The organism is Luteimonas sp. GW821-FHT14E02, from assembly GCF_058803905.1.
This window is the reverse complement of record NZ_JBXAPK010000006.1, coordinates 83,769-98,589: the sequence shown is the minus strand read 5'-3', so window position 1 is coordinate 98,589 and position 14,821 is coordinate 83,769. Positions and strand designations below refer to the sequence as shown.

The following is a 14,821-nucleotide window of genomic DNA, read 5'->3' as shown; positions in this document are numbered from 1 at the left end:
CTGTTGACCGGGGCATCGGCGATGTTCAGGCGCCGGCCATCCATCCGGTCGCGCACGGTCCGCCGGCCACGCCCACAAGCGCGGCAACGAGGGCACCACCGGCCGCACGCTACAATTGGCCCATTCCTGTAGCCGTCCGGAGCGCGCGATGAGCACGCCAGCCACAAACCTTCCCGAAGCCCAACTCGACGCCTCGCCGCTGCGTTTCGTCACCGCCGCCAGCCTGTTCGACGGCCATGACGCCGCCATCAACATCATGCGCCGGTTGATCCAGTCGCAGGGCGCGGAAGTCATCCACCTCGGCCACAACCGTTCGGTCGAGGACGTGGTGCGCGCCGCGCTGCAGGAAGACGCCGACGCCATCGCGCTCTCGTCCTACCAGGGCGGCCACGTCGAGTACTTCAAGTACATGGTCGACATGCTCAAGGAGCGCGGCGCCTCGCACATCCGCGTTTTCGGCGGTGGCGGCGGCACCATCACGCCGGAAGAAATCCGCGAACTCGAAGCCTACGGCGTCGAACGAATCTACCACCCCAACGACGGCATGAAGATGGGGCTGGTGGAAATGATCCAGGACGTCGTCAAGCGCGCCGCCGACGCGCGCGACGCCGCGGCGCGGGCCTCGGACAAGAACGACGCTCCGGGTATCGACGACGAGATCGCCATCGGCCGCGTCCTCAGTGCCATCGAGGACGGCAGCTATTCCGAAACCGAACTGTCCCGCCTGCGCAAGCAATGGCAGATCGCCAGCGGCAAGACGCCGGTCGTCGGCATCACCGGCACCGGCGGCGCCGGCAAATCGTCGGTGACCGACGAACTGCTCAACCGCTTCCTCGCCAGCTTCCCGAAGATGCGCATCGCCGTGATCTCGGTTGATCCCACGCGTCGCCGCACCGGCGGCGCGCTGCTCGGCGATCGCATCCGCATGAACTCGCTGCGCAGCCACCGCGTCTACATGCGCTCGATGGCCACGCGTCGCCAGAACGTCGCCACCAACGCCGTCCTCAAGGATTGCATCGGCTTCCTCAAGGGCTTGGGCTACGACCTCGTCATCGTCGAAACCGCCGGCATCGGCCAGAGCGATTCGGAGATCGTCGACCTCGTCGACTTCCCGATGTACGTGATGACCAGCGACTACGGCGCGGCCAGCCAGCTCGAAAAGATCGACATGATCGACTTCGCCGAACTCATCGTGCTCAACAAGTACGACAAGCGCGGCGCCGAGGACGCCCTGCGCGACGTGCGCAAGCAATGGAAGCGCAACCGCGTGGCGTTCAACGTCAAGGATGAGGACGTCCCGGTCTATCCCACCATCGCCAGCCAGTTCAACGACCCCGGCATCAGCTGGATGTTCACCAACCTGTGCCGCCTGCTGAGCGACAAGCTGCACCTGCCCAAGGACGCCTGGACGTCGCGCCTCGACACCACGCTGAAGGAACCGCGCGCCACCGTGCTGATTCCCGGCGCGCGCGTGCGCTACCTCGCCGAGATCGCGGAGCAGGGCAGACGCATCAATGCGTCCATCGAGAAGCAGGCCGAAGCCGCCGATCGCGCGCAATCCTTCTGGCAATCGCTGCACGAAATCGGCGACGCCAAACTGCCGAAGCAACTCGATCTCTACGACGCCGACGCCCTCGGCGAAGGCACCGACAACTCGCTCAAGACCCTGCGCCAGCGCTACAACGACGCCATCCAGTCGCTGACTTCCGAATCGCTGAAGCTCCTACGCGAATGGCCGCAGCGCCTGAAGTCGATCACCGACGCCGTCACCGAATACGAAGTGCGCGGCAAGGCGATCAAGGTCGAAAACTACCGCGAGTCGCTCAGCCATCAGCAGATCCCCAAGATCGCCGCGCCCACCTACAAGAGCTGGGGCGAACTGCTGACCTTCCTCGGCAAGGAAAACCTGCCCGGCAGCTATCCCTACACCGGCGGCGTCTACCCGTACCGTCGCACCGGCGAGGACCCGATCCGCATGTTCGCCGGCGAAGGCACGCCCGAGCGCACCAACCGCCGCTTCCATTACCTCAGCGTCGGCCAGCCGGCCGCGCGTCTGTCCACCGCCTTCGACAGCGTCACCCTGTACGGCGAGGACCCGGCGCCGCGCCCGGACATCTACGGCAAGATCGGTAACTCCGGTGTCAACATCCCGACGCTCGACGACATGAAGAAGCTGTACTCCGGCTTCGACCTGTGCGCGCCGACCACGTCCGTCTCGATGACCATCAACGGCCCCGCGCCGATCATCCTGGCGATGTTCATGAACACCGCCGTCGATCAGCAGGTAGAGAAATACCTCAAGGCCGATCCGCAGCGCTGGGCCGAAGCCGAAGCGAAGATCGCGGCTCTGTTCGAAGGCCGCGAGCGTCCGCGCTACCACGGCGACCTGCCGCCCACCAACGACGGCCTCGGTCTCGGCCTGCTCGGCGTCTCCGGCAATCAGCTCGTCGACGCCGACACCTACGCCCGCATCAAGGCCGACACCCTCGCCACCGTGCGCGGCACCGTGCAGGCCGACATCCTCAAGGAAGACCAGGCCCAGAACACCTGCATCTTCAGCACCGAGTTCGCCCTGCGCATGATGGGCGACATCCAGCAGTACTTCGTCGACAGCAAGGTGCGCAACTTCTACTCGGTGTCGATCTCCGGCTATCACATCGCCGAGGCCGGCGCGAATCCGATCTCGCAGCTCGCCTTCACCCTGTCGAACGGTTTCACCATCGTCGAGTACTACCTCGCCCGCGGCATGAAGATCGACGACTTCGCGCCCAACCTGTCGTTCTTCTTCAGCAACGGCATGGACCCCGAGTACACCGTCATCGGCCGCGTCGCCCGCCGCATCTGGGCGCGCGCCATGCGCGAGCGCTACGGCGCCAACGAGCGCAGCCAGATGATGAAGTACCACATCCAGACCAGCGGCCGCTCATTGCACGCGCAGGAAATCCAGTTCAACGACATCCGCACCACGCTGCAGGCCCTGTACGCCCTGTTCGACAACTGCAACAGCCTGCACACCAACGCCTACGACGAAGCCATCACCACGCCGACCGAAGAGAGCGTGCGCCGCGCCGTCGCCATCCAGATGATCATCAACAAGGAACTCGGCCTCAACTTCTGCGAGAACCCCTGGCAGGGCAGCTTCATCGTCGACAAGCTCACCGACATCGTCGAGGAAGCCGTCTACAAGGAGTTCGAAGCCATCAGCGAGCGCGGCGGCGTGCTCGGCGCCATGGACACCATGTACCAGCGCGGCAAGATCCAGGAAGAGTCGATGTACTACGAGCACAAGAAGCACGACGGCTCGCTGCCCCTGGTGGGCGTCAACACCTTCCTGCCCAAGGAACACGGCGGCGAGATCGCCACCGAGATCGAACTGATCCGCTCGACCGAGGAGGAGAAGGGGCAGCAGATCGCCAATGTGCAGGCGTGGCAGCAGTCACGGAATGTCCTGGCGCCGGTCGGGGAGACTGAGCATGGGCATCTGGCAGCTTCGGACGAGGAGCAGGATTTCGTCCATGATGGGCATGGGCTGGCCTACCTGCAGGCGACCGCCCGGGAGCGCCGGAATGTGTTTCAGGCGTTGATGGAGGCGGTGAAGACGCATAGTCTGGGGCAGATCAGTCATGCGTTGTATGACGTGGGTGGGGAGTATCGGCGGAATATGTAACTGCTCGTGCGTGCGCTCCGCGTGCCATGTTCACAGGGAATGTCTATGAAAGTTGCAGACCTTAACCACAGTAAATTCTCAAAAAACCACCTGAAGTATTACGAGAAGCGAGCGCCGGATTTCTCTGGCCGATTTCTCAGGTGGTTTTTGGAGCATATCTACCGCTTGGAAGAGGCTGATGCGGACGACGCCTGTGTCGATGCTAAACATGACAAAGGTGTTGATGCCATCTATGTAGATGATGTGTCAGAGACGGTTTTCATTCTTCAAGCGAAGACGAAAACTAAGGCTGATGCTGAATTTGGAGACAAGGACCTCAAAGAATTCTTCGGGACCCTTAAGCAGTTTGATAGCAAGAAGAAGATCGATGAGGTTCTCAAGGAGACAAAGAACGAAAAGCTAAAGCAGACCATTATTCGGACTGATTTGGCTGAAAAAGTTGACGCTGGCTACGAAGTGCGTGGTGTTTTCATTAGTAATGCAGCGGCAAACAAGGATGCGAAAGCGGTGCTTTCTAAGCTTCCGAAAATCGATCTATTTGACGCTGAGGCAATTGCCAATGAGTACGTCGATCTGGATGTTGATGGTGGAATAAAGGGCAGCTACTTCTTCGATGTTTCAGACTCTGATGTTATAGAGTATGAAGCGGGAGGGGCTGCGGCTAGGCTATTTTTAGCTCCCGCACTCAACCTCTTGAAGATGGATGGAATCAGTGATGGGCGTTTATTTGAACAGAACGTCCGATTGGCCTTGGGTAATACTAAAGTTAATAAGGGTTTAAGGGCTAGCATTCGTGAGAAGAGTGAACACAAGAATTTTCCACTCTATCACAATGGAATTAATGTCCTCTGCAGAAAGATCATTTCAGAGGGGGAGGGGCGAGTCGAGGTTGAGGACTATGTTGTTGTCAATGGGGCGCAAAGCCTCACCTCTCTCATGGCTGAGAAGCCAAAGATTACTGAGGATTTGAAGATTCTGGTTAAGCTGATTGAGACTAAAGGCGATATTGCTCTTTCTCAAAGAATTACGACAAACAGTAATAATCAGAATGCGATCAAGCCGCGAGATCTCAAATCTAATCACAACATCCAGCAGCGCCTAAAGGCTGAAGTTGCGTTTGCCAGTAAAAATACCGTTGCTTATGAGATCAAGCAAGGCGAGGTGAATAAAGGCAAGCAGATTCTTGCCAATGAATTAGCTGGCTTGATTTTGCTCGCCATGGACCTGGAGCAGCCGTGGAGCTGTCACCAGAAGTACAAGGTGATGGATGATCTTCATTCGGACATATTTGGTAGGCCCGATGTCACAGGTGCAAAGGTTCTCGGTTTCTGGAAGTGCTTCTGCGCTGTGGAGGCTGAGTTGGAGTCGATTGAAGACAAGCATTTCGCCTATTACAACCTGACGAAGTTCTTCTTGGCCTATTCGGTTGTTCGGTTGATGCGGACAGATGCCGCCGGAGCGAGAACGCTTGGGAATATCGAGGTGATTATGTCTTCTGGGAACTTGCCGAAATTAGAAGTGGTCTTTGGCAGTCTGGCAAGCTCACTCGCACTGGATCTGAATGCGGAGATCGTGGGTGGGGACGAGGATGAGGTTGCCTTTGACTACAAGAACGATCTTAAGAGCCCAGCTTGGTGTAAGAGGATTTCGGCAAGATTGGTTGCTCAATACGCAAAAGATGTGAAAAGAAAAAAGGCTGATTCAATCGAAAAGCTTTGCGCGAGCCTTGGCTAAGCCCGGCAAAACAGGGGTCAGAGTCGACTTTCCGCCTCTGACGCCTCGGGTTCTACGATCTTTCGTGGCCTACCGATCTTCCTTGGGCCCAACGAGCGCCCAAGTTGCGCTTCGATTGCCCGACGGAACCGGTCTGGTCCATAGAACTGTTGGCGCTGCAGGTACAGGCGGATGGCGTCGGTTTCTTCCGGCGCGACAGCCTCCAGGGCCAGGGCCCGGTAACGGCGTCTGCGTTCATCGGAATCGGGGGCCAGGCGCGTCAGCGCGGGATGGGTGGTGATAAGCGGGGCAGGGGTGCCGAAGGCGTGGTGTCGATGGCTGGACCACGGATAGTCGGCGGGGTCGGCCACCATCCGCGCGCGCATGGGATTGAGTTCGATGTAGCGATGACAGTGGAGGAGATACCGGTCATCGCCGACCAGGCATGCCTTGTAGCGTCCCTCCCAGAGCGTGCCCGTTCGATGATAGCGGTCGTTGACATAGCGGACGTAGCGTCGCCCCAACCCGTGTAAGGCGGGCCAAGGCCCGCCCTACGCTTTACCGCGATGTGCTGTTTTGTCGTAGGGCGGGCCCTGGCCCGCCGCTGGGCGGCCGCAGACCACCTATTCGGAATTGTCCGAAAGCACGATGCGGCATCCGCCGATTCCCGGCAACCGCGCGGGACGGCACGCTGGGCGCATGCCGAACTATCGACGTGTCTGGGTGCCGGGCGGCACCTATTTCTTTACCGTGAATCTGCTGGAACGCCGTCGTCGGCTTCTAGTAGATCGGGTCGATGCGCTGCGCAAGGCCTTCCATGCGACGCGGTCGGTACGGCCGTTCGTGCTGTTGGCGTATGTGGTGCTGCCCGATCACCTGCATTGCGTGTGGCGTTTGCCGGAAGGCGACGTGGATAACGCCAGTCGCTGGGCGCAGATCAAGGGTGGCTTCTGCCGGCAGGTGCCGGCCGACGAACGCCGATCCGCGCGCCGGCTCGCGCGGCGCGAACGTGGCATCTGGCAACGGCGCTACTGGGAGCATTTGATCCGGGATCCCCGCGACTTGCAGCAGCATGTCGATTACATCCACTGGAATCCGGTGAAGCACGGTCATGTCGCGCGGGTTGCGGATTGGCCGTATTCGTCGTTCCGGGATTGGGTTGGACGTGGGGCGTATGCGCTGGATTGGGCTGGGGAAGGGGGTTCGTTTTCAGGGCGGTAGGCTGGGGGCGGATAGGTTGGGATGGCGGGCTTGAGCCCGCCCTACGCCTTGCTAAGGCATGACGCGGCATCCGTCTGGGTGGCACCGGATGTCCCGTTATCCGCTGCCGCCCTGGATACGTTGCACGCGTTTGCGGTACTCACCCACGTTATCGCCATCGATCCGCGTCTCCCGCGTCCCGGTCACCGTGTCGACCTTCCTGTCCGAGCCGGTCACCGGCTTGGCCTCGACCGTTGTTTCGCGCTCGAACGCATGCGATTTGTCGGTATTGCGGTAATACCTGTACAGGGCCCAGTACAGCGCGGTCGCGCCGGCCGGACCGAGAGCAAGCAGCCAGAGTCCGCTGTCGTCGCTCATATCGAGTTCCCCACGATCAAGAGTGCAATGCCTTCGAGGAAGGTGCCGACAGTGATGGCGGCCAGCAGCAGCTTCCACTGCTGCACGGGCACGCTGCCCATGGTCTCGCCGGTGCGGCCGTTCACGGCGATGTAGTGCAACAGGCCGCCGTTGCGGCCCGGCTGGTGGTACGAGTAGAGCCAGACCGGCAGGTACATCGACACCCAGCGCGTCCCGTGCACGTCCAGGCGTTCCTGTTCCCAGCGGACGCCGCGATCGTAGCGATCCACCGATGGCTCGACCTGGGCGCGGGCGATCGACAGCAGCTGGTCCTCCAGGCGCGGGCGCAGGCGCTCGACGTCCTGGTCGCGCTTCTCCGAGGTGAAGCCCGACAGGTAGGACGCGTTCCATTTCACCGCGTTCTTGGTGTCGAACGGCAGGATGGTGTTGATGATGTTGTTGGTGTTGACGCGAGTGTCGAGGTTGCCGCGTTCGGTGGAGGATTCCAGCGGCAGGTCGTCGACGGTGAAATCCACGTGGCGCTGCACCTGGTACACGTCGGCGTCGTAGTAGGTCTTCTTGTCGTTGCCGCTGCCGCGCGTGTAGCGGCGCGTCTCGATCTCGCCATGGCCGGCGACATCGGCGCTCGCCTTGCCATCGACGATCATGTAGGGCAGATAGACGCCGACGACGTTCTCGGGCGTGAACTGTTCCTTGAATTCTTTCAGCGCGAACAATCGCCGCTTGTTCACGAACTGGCGGATGCGCGCGACGGCGTCGTCCTTCTTGATGTGGAAGGGCAGCAGCGCGTCGGGGACGGCGCCGTTGTCCACCTGCTCGTTGACGCCGAAGACATGGCGGCACCAGTGGCAGCGCGCGGTCATCGCGTTTTCGGTGTTGATCGTCACCTCGGCGCCGCAGCCGGTGCACTTGAAGGTCATCAGGCTGGCGGCGTCGGCGGCGATGTCGCGCGCGCCCGAGGCGATGATCGTGCCGCTGAGTTGATCGAGGCCTTCGCCGAGCCCGAATTCCTCCTCCACCCGCGCGCCGTGCCATTCGTTTCGGCAGTACAGGCAGATCAGCAGGTCGCTGCCCGGCTTGTGGCGGATGTCGGTCGACCCGCATTTCGGGCAGCGGTTGAGGCCGTCCTTGAGTTCGTCGGAGGACGTGTCGATGGCGACCGGGTCGGGCGCCTCCAGTTCGTCGCGAATGGGTTTGGGCAGCGTCGCCGGGTCGAGCGGCGAACTGCCGGGCAATGGCGGGACGTCCTGCGGCGATCCGGGGCGGGTGGGAGCCGCCGGCGGCAACGGCGGCGGAGTGTTGGCGTTGGACATCGTCGTCGTGCGATCCGCGGCTTACAGACCCAGCGCCTTCGCTTTCACCGCGTCGTAGTCCGCTTGCGTGATCAGGCCCTGGTCGAGCAGTTCCTTCGCCCGCTTCAGCTTGGCGACCGGATCGTCGGCGGCGGGCGCGGCCGGCGCAACGGGTTGCTGCAGGCTGCCGAGGCCGCCGACCATGCCCGACGCCATCCCCACGCCGACGAGGCCCGCCGCGCCGCCGTTTTCGCCGGCCGACTGGATGCCCGCCGCGACACTCGCCTGCAGGTTGGAATTGCCGCGCGAGCCGGACAGCGCGTCGGCACGCTGCACGGTCTTGAGCAGTTCACGCGTATTGGCGTCGTATTCGATCGACACGATGGCGGTCTTGACGATGGCCAGGCCGCGATCGGATTTCCACTGATAGGCGTTCTCCACCGCGTCGGACAGGCTCTTGGCGAAGCCGATCGAATCCTGCTGCAGCTTGGTGATGCGATTACCCTTGCCCGGATCGTTCGAGTACAGGCTGAAGGCCGGCGCGAGCGAGCCGACCACTTCGTTGAAGAGCTGGCCGGCGGCGGCGTTGTCGATGTCGGTGAAATCGAAGACCTGGCCGGGCTGGAGATACGAGGCCGGCACGAAGTTCTTCACAAACAGGATCGGGTCGACGATCTTCAGCGTGTAGGAGCCGCGCGTCACCGCGCCGACCTGTGTGTTGAGGAAGCCGTCATCCCAGTAGATTTCCGATTGCGTGCCGAACCGGTTGTCCGGCAGTTCCTTCAGCGAGACGAAGAAGGCGGCTTGCTGCGAGCCCGGCTGGCCGCCGAACTTGAAGCGCTCCCAGCTCTGCTTGATGAGCGAACTGACGAGGCCGTCGCCGGCGAAGACCGACTTCGAGTTGAGGTCGTCCGATCGCCATTCGTAACCGCCCGGCTCGGCGGCGAAGCCGGTGATCGCGCCGTCCTGGAACAGCAGCAGCCCGTAGCCTTCGGGGACGACGATCTTCGAACCGTTGGTGATGATGTTCGAGGAGCCCTTCGTATTCGAACCGCGCCCGGCATTGGTGCCGCGCGGCACGGCGGCGAACAGCGCCGCGGTCGCCGGCAAGCCGTCCGGCACCGTGTAGAAGTCCTTCCACTGATCGGCCAGCACACCGCCAACCGCACCCGCCACCGCCTGCACAAGACCCATGACATCACTCCGCGATTCGTGGCCGGATACCATTCCCGCCATGCGGGACGCACTATACATTCCCGGCGGCACGCCGAAGGCGGGGCGCCGGGAAAACATACAGAAAGGCGGAACAGAAACGGGCTCGGGCTCGCTTGCTCCATGGGGCGGGTTGGTGCGGCCTTTGCATACGCCCGCGTCGGAGAAGCGGGGTCTCTTGGCTTCGACATGTCGAGGAAGCCGTTTTGACCCAGGGGGCTGCGTCATGGACACAAGGGCCTGTCGCTGGCTGTCATCTACGTTTTATCTGTTTTTAACACTGCCTTCTTGGAAGGCTGGCAGGGTGCGGGTCTAACCCGAAGCATGGAGCATGCGATGAAAAAGTGGTGCCTTTCCGCCTCGTTGGTCCTGACCGTCGCCTACAGCGCCGCCGCGCTCGCCGACGTCCATACTTTCCAGGTCATCGGAGAGTCCTACGGACACACCAGCGAAGAAGCGATCGACAACGCCCTACGCGTGGCGGACGAGAAGTGCTACCTGAGTTGGGGACGTTCTTCGCAGGACTACACGGTCCTGGCCCAGTGGGTCGATCAGGAAAGCGGATATCCGGCCGCCCGGGTGTCGCTGGAGTGCACGACCGAGGACTGATCCGGCTCGGTTGCGATATCCGGTGCTGACAACCAGCCCGTTTCTTCGTTTTTGCTGGACCACGCCGGATTCACTTTCCAGTAGAACAAGTTCAAAGTAAGTCCCTGGAGCTTCACTCTCGGCGCCAGGGGCTAACATGGAGACGGATGGCCTAAAGCAGGTTAGGAATCGCCGCCACGATGCCTTGGCGAGGGTGCGTTGGGATCGATTGGAAGCGCTATTGGCGGACTATTACGCGGCGCACGGCTATCGCGTGGAGCATGTCGGTACCGGCGGTACCCGCCGCCGGTTCGATGGGGGCATCGACCTGAAGTTGCGCAAGGACGATGAATACATCCTCGTCCAGTGCAAAGGCTGGAATGCCTATCAGGTGCCTCATAACGAAGTGCATCAGCTGATCGGGTTGATGGTTAATGAAGGTGCAACGGGCGCCATTCTAGTGACGGCTGGCGAATTCACCCGCGCTGCCATCGAAGCAGCTGCGCGCGGTGGTCACGTACAGCTGGTGGATGGCGACGACTTGCGCGAGATGCTAGGTCCGCTACCAGAGGATGTACTTGAAACATTACCCTCGCTTGATGCGGGTAGAGGGCGATCGGAAACGAACGCGGTTCAGAGGATCGCGGCGACGGCGGGGGATCGTCTGCTGTCCGCTGCGGAAGATCGAATTCGTTATGGCCGTGGCAAGGCTGGTGGCGTGGGGCGCACCATTGCTTTCGGTTTAGGGATCAAGCTGATCATCCAATTTCTGGCGTTTCTGTTCTTTGTGTTGATCCTGTATTTCGCAGGTAGGGTTTTTCTCAGTGCGGTGAATTCATTGTCACTAGCAAAGGTGAGCCCACCCACACAACAGACGGCGAAGCCCCAACCCATCATTCCGGCGCCGAGCAGCGAGCTTCCTGCTTCCGCCGAGCCCCAAGTTGCGCTACCGCCGCCACGTGAGCCAACGCGTGAAGAGATTCGCCGTGCACAGAGCCAAGCGGATGATGCAATGAAAGTGATTCAGGACACCACACCGGAGATGTAGCAGATTCTGCGTTCGGCCTTACTTCTTCATCCGATATCCAGGACTACTCCGTTAGTGCAAATTCTTTTTTGGTGAGAAATTGCTATGAAGTCCGCCGTGGAAGGATGGCTTCCACGCGCCGGTTCTTGGCGCGGCCGTTAGGATTGTCGCTGCCGTCAGGCTGTTGGTTGGGCGCGACTGGATCGGCTTCACCGTGACCGGCGGCATCGAGGCGTTCGGCCGGTATACCGTTTGCCACCATCCATGCCTTCACCGCATCGGCACGACGCTTGGACAGGCCGAGGTTGTAGGCATCGTCGCCTTTTGCGTCCGTGTAGCCCTTGAGTAGCACCGTGCCGTGGGTTTTGCCGATCAGCTCCGCCAGCTTGCGCAGGTTCGCTTCCGCGGTGGGCAGGATGTCGGCTTTGTCGAACTCGAACAGCGTGTCGGCGGGCAGGGCGACATAGATTTCGTGATCGCGAATTTCGCCGCCGAGCGCGTCGACGAGACCTTGCAATCCCGAGACCTGGCCGGTCAGGCCGCTGACATTGCCGCTCAGGGCGGCCCCACTGTTCTGTGCCGGAGGCGCGGGCGCCGTTGCGGGAACGGCCGATGTGCTCGCTGCGGGCGGCGCATGCGGGGTCTGCTCCTGCGCCGCTGGCTGCTCACGCGCGCAGCCGAGGGCGAACATCACGCCGATGATGCCGGCGATGCGCTTCATCGCTGCACGGTCACGCCGTCGAACGGGCCCACCTCGGGAATGTTGATCGAGACGGTGGCGGAACTGGCCGGCGGCGCCGGGAACTTGAGCCAGACCACGCCTTGCGACCCGCGACCAATGTTCAGATGCAGCACTCTCCCTGTCGACGCGACCGGGGAAGCCATCGGTTTGCCGGTGTCGTCCTTGAGAACGCTGTAGCGCTGCGATGTGGTGTCGTCGACGACGCTGATGTCTTCGATCTTCTGGTCGATGAAGAACAGGTTCTTGTCGGCGGCGGGTTTCACCGCGAACTGCACGGTGAGCAGATTGCCGGTGACGGCGGCTTTGGTGAGATCCCATTGCGAGCCTTGAGGGCCGGGCTGACTGGCGATCGATGTCGATGCGGGAGCAGGCGCGGGAGCCGGCTGGGCAATTGTCGGATTCGCCGTTTCCGGCGCGGGACTGGCGGCCGTTGGTGCGGCCGGCGTATTCGCGGTTTCGGTGGGCGGAGTGGGCTGCGTGCACGATGCCAGCAGAATGATGGCGACAAACGATGCAGTACGGGCAATGATCATCGGACCGTATCCGGCTTCGGGAGCTTGATCGTAGGCGTTGCAAGCAAAGGACGGCAACCTGAGGTGTGCCCTAGGTCACGCTTGATTTGTTCGTTGATCGAGGCGTTCCGGCGCTGATAACCGACGATCCGGGCTGTTGGTGACAATCTGCCGATGGCGTGGAGTGGCGTGGAATAGTGGATATGCCCTCTATTTCACGACTGAATGGAGTTGGATTCGAATCGCGGCGACAGCAGGGAGGCACCAGATGAGCCTGCGCGATCGCGCGTGCTACGCCATAACACCTAGAATGGCGTTCACATTCCTCAGGCATCTCCATGGCACTCAAAGCCACCGTCCTCAAGGCCGAGTTGCAGATCAGCGATATGGATCGGCATTACTACGCCACTCATCCGCTGACGCTGGCGCAGCATCCGTCCGAAACCGATGAGCGGTTGATGGTGCGGTTGCTGGCATTCGCGCTGTACGCCGATGAGCGGCTGGAGTTCGGCCGTGGCCTGAGCAACGAGGAAGAGCCTGATCTGTGGCGACGCGATCGCGTCGGCGATATCGAGCAATGGATCGATCTGGGACAGCCGGACGAGAGCCGGATCCGCAAGGCGTGCGGGCGCTCGCGGCAGGTGATCGTGGTGAATTACGGCGGTCGCGCCGCTGATTTGTGGTGGAGCAAGATCGCCGCTTCGCTGAGTCGCCTGAAGAATCTGACCGTCGTCGACATCCCGGCGGATGCGGTGGAGGCGTCGGCTGCGCTGATTCAGCGCGGCATGCGTTTGAATGCGCTGATCCAGGATGGCGAGCTGCAACTGATGAGCGACACGGCCACCGTGACGCTGCGGCCCGTGCTGCGCATGGAGGCGGCCGGTGTTGCCGCCTGACAAAAACGGGGAAAGTTCAATTCCCCGATCGAAGCGTCAATCTGGCTTATTCGATGGCCGGGCTGGCTTTCGCGCCGCGAGCCAGCGGTCCAGCTGATTGGCGAAGGCCTGCCGGTCGCGCGCATGGAACACCGCCGGCCCGCCGGTCTGCACGCCGGCGCCGCGCAACTCATCCACGAAGTTGCGCATCGACAGGCGCTCGGCAATGGTGTCTTTGGTGTAGCGCTCGCCGCGTGGATTGACGGCTTCCGCGCCGCGTTCGAGCACGCGTGCGGCCAGCGGAATGTCCTGGGTGACCACCAGATCGCCGGGCCGGACCCGCTCGACAATCGCGTCGTCGGCGGCATCAAAGCCGCCTTGCACCTGCAGGGCGCGTACATGGGGCAATGTCGGAGTGCGCAGCCATTGGTTGGCGACCAGGGTGATTGCGACCTGCGTCCGTTCGGCGGCGCGGAACAAGATGTCCTTGATCACCGCAGGGCAGGCATCGGCGTCCACCCAGATTTGCGGGTTCGGCTCCGCGTCGTTCATTTAACTGTGTCTGGCGGCGGCGTGGCCGCTGCCTTCGCCGCTTCGCGCTCGGCGCGCTTCTTGGCGTCTTTCTCGTCCTGTTTCTTCTTCTTGGCGATTTCGCGCTGGCGTTTTTCGAATGAATAGTTGGGCTTGGCCATGGAGGAGGAGTGGGGGGCGGCTGTGTAGTGTACGGAAAAGATCGGCAATGCAAGAACGGAGCCTGGTTCGTTGTTACGGGGCCGATGCAATCCCGGGCCGTTCCGGAAATTCAAGTAGATATCGTTTTGTTCAGGAACCGGCACGGCCCCATGCCAGGACAATACTGCCTGGGTTTCAATAATCTTGTCCGGAGACACGCCGATGGCGCGTCCTGCCTCGCCCCAGGGCCCCACGGGATAGAGATAGACTGTTTTCGTAGAATCAGGAAAGCCGAATTGTGAGCTGTTGTGTGCCGATCCCTGAGGAGGTCGTATGAAAGGGTGTTTTGCCGTCTTGCTGGTCGCAGCCTTGATCCCGTGCACACCGACGCTTGCACGCTCATCTAAGGCGTCCCCCTTGATTGGCAGCTGGGCTGTGGATGTTTCACGCCTGCCGATGCCGCCTGAAGCACGGCCGAAGAGCGTCACGATCACGTTCGGCGACGCGAGCGGCGGGAAATGGACGACACAGGTCGACATCGTCGATGGCGGTGGCGCGAAGAGTCACGCCGTCAGCACCGCCGCGCTCGATGGTACGGCTGTCCCCATCACAGGCAGCACCGAGGCCGACATCGCCGCCTTGAGGATGCCCACCCCCAATGTCCTGGTGATGGCGCTCGGCAGGGGAGGCATTCCGGCATCGACCCGCATCTACGCGGTCGCTGCGGATGGCAAGACGATGGTCGAGACCGCTACCTACTTCGGCGCCAACGGCCAGCCAATCATGCGGACGAACTATTTCACGCGCGCCAGGTGACTGATGCGCTGATGAGCGCCGATGACAGGTGGGCATGATGGTTCATCAGTACGCATGCGTGCGGTGGTGGTCTCGGTAAGTCATAAGTGGATGCCGTAATGTCGCGCGGGAAAGTGAACTCGCCCAG

General features: G+C 61.6%; 15 protein-coding genes. 7 read left to right on the top strand and 8 right to left on the bottom strand.

The annotated features are described in order from the left end of the window. Window positions 1–148: 148 nt before the first annotated feature. Window positions 149–3,667 (top strand): methylmalonyl-CoA mutase family protein, encoded by a 3,519-nt coding sequence (locus AC1RNP_RS11465; protein ID WP_493051395.1) that lies wholly within the window; start codon window positions 149–151, stop codon window positions 3,665–3,667. A gap of 45 nt (window positions 3,668–3,712) precedes the next feature. Continuing rightward, window positions 3,713–5,401: an AIPR family protein gene (locus tag AC1RNP_RS11460; RefSeq protein WP_493051394.1), complete on the top strand. Its 1,689-nt coding sequence runs from the start codon at window positions 3,713–3,715 to the stop codon at window positions 5,399–5,401. A 17-nt stretch (window positions 5,402–5,418) separates the two neighbouring features. On the opposite strand, the gene AC1RNP_RS11455 is transcribed toward AC1RNP_RS11460, so the two are convergent. Further along, window positions 5,419–5,904, bottom strand: coding sequence for a transposase (locus AC1RNP_RS11455; RefSeq protein ID WP_493051393.1), 486 nt, complete (start codon window positions 5,902–5,904; stop codon window positions 5,419–5,421). 175 nt (window positions 5,905–6,079) lie between these two features. On the opposite strand from AC1RNP_RS11455, the gene AC1RNP_RS11450 reads away from it, so the two are divergent. Next, complete coding sequence (locus AC1RNP_RS11450; RefSeq protein ID WP_493051392.1) at window positions 6,080–6,601, top strand: REP-associated tyrosine transposase; 522 nt, start codon at window positions 6,080–6,082, stop codon at window positions 6,599–6,601. Between the two features lie 96 nt (window positions 6,602–6,697). Here the strand turns inward: AC1RNP_RS11450 and AC1RNP_RS11445 are convergent, their stop codons facing one another. The 3 genes from AC1RNP_RS11445 to AC1RNP_RS11435 are packed head-to-tail and all read right to left on the bottom strand — an operon-like array spanning window position 6,698 to window position 9,444. Continuing rightward, the gene (locus tag AC1RNP_RS11445) at window positions 6,698–6,958 is read right to left on the bottom strand and encodes a hypothetical protein (protein ID WP_493051391.1); all 261 of its coding nucleotides are present in this window, start codon (window positions 6,956–6,958) and stop codon (window positions 6,698–6,700) included. Next, window positions 6,955–8,271 carry a TFIIB-type zinc ribbon-containing protein gene (locus AC1RNP_RS11440; RefSeq protein ID WP_493051390.1) on the bottom strand — a complete coding sequence of 439 codons (1,317 nt, stop codon included), beginning with the start codon at window positions 8,269–8,271 and terminating at the stop codon, window positions 6,955–6,957. Before AC1RNP_RS11440 ends, AC1RNP_RS11445 begins: the two co-directional genes overlap by 4 nt. A 21-nt stretch (window positions 8,272–8,292) precedes the next feature. Next, window positions 8,293–9,444: an SPFH domain-containing protein gene (locus tag AC1RNP_RS11435; protein ID WP_493051389.1), complete on the bottom strand. Its 1,152-nt coding sequence runs from the start codon at window positions 9,442–9,444 to the stop codon at window positions 8,293–8,295. 354 nt (window positions 9,445–9,798) lie between these two features. Here AC1RNP_RS11435 and AC1RNP_RS11430 point away from each other — a divergent pair, with 354 nt between their 5' ends. Both AC1RNP_RS11430 and AC1RNP_RS11425 read left to right on the top strand, forming a co-directional pair. Then, window positions 9,799–10,071, top strand: a complete 273-nt coding sequence (locus tag AC1RNP_RS11430) for a hypothetical protein (protein WP_493051387.1) — start codon at window positions 9,799–9,801, stop codon at window positions 10,069–10,071. Between the two features lie 136 nt (window positions 10,072–10,207). Further along, complete coding sequence (locus tag AC1RNP_RS11425; protein WP_493051386.1) at window positions 10,208–11,098, top strand: restriction endonuclease; 891 nt, start codon at window positions 10,208–10,210, stop codon at window positions 11,096–11,098. Window positions 11,099–11,180: 82 nt separating this feature from the next. Here AC1RNP_RS11425 and AC1RNP_RS11420 read toward each other — a convergent pair whose 3' ends face one another. Both AC1RNP_RS11420 and AC1RNP_RS11415 read right to left on the bottom strand, forming a co-directional pair. Beyond that, complete coding sequence (locus AC1RNP_RS11420) at window positions 11,181–11,798, bottom strand: OmpA family protein (protein ID WP_493051385.1); 618 nt, start codon at window positions 11,796–11,798, stop codon at window positions 11,181–11,183. After that, window positions 11,795–12,352: a hypothetical protein gene (locus tag AC1RNP_RS11415; protein ID WP_493051384.1), complete on the bottom strand. Its 558-nt coding sequence runs from the start codon at window positions 12,350–12,352 to the stop codon at window positions 11,795–11,797. The genes AC1RNP_RS11420 and AC1RNP_RS11415 overlap by 4 nt, the downstream gene beginning before the upstream one ends. A 317-nt stretch (window positions 12,353–12,669) precedes the next feature. On the opposite strand from AC1RNP_RS11415, the gene AC1RNP_RS11410 reads away from it, so the two are divergent. Continuing rightward, window positions 12,670–13,227: a YaeQ family protein gene (locus AC1RNP_RS11410; protein ID WP_493051383.1), complete on the top strand. Its 558-nt coding sequence runs from the start codon at window positions 12,670–12,672 to the stop codon at window positions 13,225–13,227. 36 nt (window positions 13,228–13,263) lie between these two features. On the opposite strand, the gene AC1RNP_RS11405 is transcribed toward AC1RNP_RS11410, so the two are convergent. Next, a complete protein-coding gene (locus tag AC1RNP_RS11405; protein WP_493051382.1) occupies window positions 13,264–13,758 on the bottom strand; it encodes a YaiI/YqxD family protein in 495 nt (164 codons plus the stop codon). Further along, complete coding sequence (locus AC1RNP_RS11400) at window positions 13,755–14,417, bottom strand: hypothetical protein (protein ID WP_493051381.1); 663 nt, start codon at window positions 14,415–14,417, stop codon at window positions 13,755–13,757. The genes AC1RNP_RS11405 and AC1RNP_RS11400 overlap by 4 nt, the downstream gene beginning before the upstream one ends. A gap of 106 nt (window positions 14,418–14,523) precedes the next feature. Between AC1RNP_RS11400 and AC1RNP_RS11395 the strand changes: the two genes are divergently transcribed. After that, window positions 14,524–14,694, top strand: a complete 171-nt coding sequence (locus AC1RNP_RS11395; RefSeq protein ID WP_493051380.1) for a hypothetical protein — start codon at window positions 14,524–14,526, stop codon at window positions 14,692–14,694. Window positions 14,695–14,821: the final 127 nt, after the last annotated feature.

Excerpts from the sequence above, each read along its gene's own strand:
- AC1RNP_RS11435 (WP_493051389.1), bottom strand. The coding sequence starts at position 9,444 with ATGGGTCTTGTGCAGGCGGTGGCGGGTGCGGTTGGCGGTGTGCTGGCC.
- AC1RNP_RS11450 (WP_493051392.1), top strand. The coding sequence starts at position 6,080 with ATGCCGAACTATCGACGTGTCTGGGTGCCGGGCGGCACCTATTTCTTT.
- AC1RNP_RS11410 (WP_493051383.1), top strand. The coding sequence starts at position 12,670 with ATGGCACTCAAAGCCACCGTCCTCAAGGCCGAGTTGCAGATCAGCGAT.
- AC1RNP_RS11440 (WP_493051390.1), bottom strand. The coding sequence starts at position 8,271 with ATGTCCAACGCCAACACTCCGCCGCCGTTGCCGCCGGCGGCTCCCACC.
- AC1RNP_RS11395 (WP_493051380.1), top strand. The coding sequence starts at position 14,524 with ATGCCCACCCCCAATGTCCTGGTGATGGCGCTCGGCAGGGGAGGCATT.
- AC1RNP_RS11400 (WP_493051381.1), bottom strand. The coding sequence starts at position 14,417 with ATGTCGACCTGTGTCGTCCATTTCCCGCCGCTCGCGTCGCCGAACGTG.
- AC1RNP_RS11445 (WP_493051391.1), bottom strand. The coding sequence starts at position 6,958 with ATGAGCGACGACAGCGGACTCTGGCTGCTTGCTCTCGGTCCGGCCGGC.
- AC1RNP_RS11405 (WP_493051382.1), bottom strand. The coding sequence starts at position 13,758 with ATGAACGACGCGGAGCCGAACCCGCAAATCTGGGTGGACGCCGATGCC.
- AC1RNP_RS11420 (WP_493051385.1), bottom strand. The coding sequence starts at position 11,798 with ATGAAGCGCATCGCCGGCATCATCGGCGTGATGTTCGCCCTCGGCTGC.
- AC1RNP_RS11430 (WP_493051387.1), top strand. The coding sequence starts at position 9,799 with ATGAAAAAGTGGTGCCTTTCCGCCTCGTTGGTCCTGACCGTCGCCTAC.
- AC1RNP_RS11415 (WP_493051384.1), bottom strand. The coding sequence starts at position 12,352 with ATGATCATTGCCCGTACTGCATCGTTTGTCGCCATCATTCTGCTGGCA.
- AC1RNP_RS11460 (WP_493051394.1), top strand. The coding sequence starts at position 3,713 with ATGAAAGTTGCAGACCTTAACCACAGTAAATTCTCAAAAAACCACCTG.
- AC1RNP_RS11425 (WP_493051386.1), top strand. The coding sequence starts at position 10,208 with ATGGAGACGGATGGCCTAAAGCAGGTTAGGAATCGCCGCCACGATGCC.
- AC1RNP_RS11465 (WP_493051395.1), top strand. The coding sequence starts at position 149 with ATGAGCACGCCAGCCACAAACCTTCCCGAAGCCCAACTCGACGCCTCG.